This window comes from Streptomyces sp. Ru71 (assembly GCF_002920535.1).
GTDB lineage: Bacteria > Actinomycetota > Actinomycetes > Streptomycetales > Streptomycetaceae > Streptomyces.
The window spans coordinates 1-943 of record NZ_PQSS01000174.1 but is presented as its reverse complement, the minus strand read 5'-3'; the positions used below and the strand labels follow the sequence as shown (position 1 = coordinate 943).

The 943-nt window shown below is 70.1% G+C and carries 1 protein-coding gene; it reads left to right on the top strand.

The features are described from left to right. Nucleotides 1–719, top strand: a 719-nt coding sequence (locus C3489_RS38065) for a DUF3558 domain-containing protein (protein ID WP_103786684.1), incomplete at its 5' end; no start/stop codon positions are given. Nucleotides 720–943: the final 224 nt, after the last annotated feature.

The window sequence follows — 943 nt, the reverse complement described above, 5'->3', positions numbered from 1 at the left end:
CCTCGTCGTCGGCGAGCGCGTCACCGACCGTGCAGGCGGCGGCGTACGGCAAGCTGCCGCAGGCGTGCGGGGTGCTGACGAAGAAGACGCTGGAGAGCCTGGTCCCCAAGGGCCCCAAGGGCAAGGAGGGAAGCTCCAGCGACCTCGGCACCCGGGCCAGCTGCTCCTGGAGCAGCCTGGACAACAACGGTGTGAAGGGCTCGCAGTTCCGCTGGCTCAACGTCTCCCTGCTGCGCTTCGAGTCGGACACCTCTCGCGGCGAGGGCGACAAGCAGGCGCACGCCTACTTCGTGAAGCAGGTGCAGGACGCGCAGTCGACCGCGGGTGCGAAGAACGCCAAGACGGCGCCGGTCGCCGGGGCGGGCGACGAGGCGACGCTGGTGCGCTACGACCTGAAGAAGAAGGAGGGCGACTTCAAGCAGCAGACGGTCGTCGCCCGGGTCGAGAACGTCGTCGTCACCCTGGACTACAACGGTGCCGGTCTGGCCGGTGACAAGGCGCCGAACGCCGACGACCTGGCGAAGTCCGCGGAGCAGGCGGTGAAGGAGGCGGTGGCCTCGGTGTCCGCCGCGAACGGTGACGGCAGTGCCCCGAGCGGCGGTACGGCCCCCAAGTCGCCGTCGGCGTCCGCGTCGAAGCCCGCTTCCCCGTCGGCCTCCGCGTCGAAGTCCGCCGCGAAGTCGGCGTCGCCGTCCGCTTCGGCCGCGAAGAAGAACTGACGCACCCGTACGGGGCCAACAGGCCCCGTTCTGCGCCTGTTTGCCGGAACCCGGCCCTCCGCTGGGCCGGGCTGCGGCCGTACCGGCGACACGTTTGCCGTACACATGTGCCACCCTGTTGCGCGCAACAGCATGCACTGGGAGGGGAGTACGCGTGGCCGCGTCACCGCAGCTGACTCGGATGCACCGCATTCTCATCGGTGTGGTCGTGTCCGGCGCCCTGA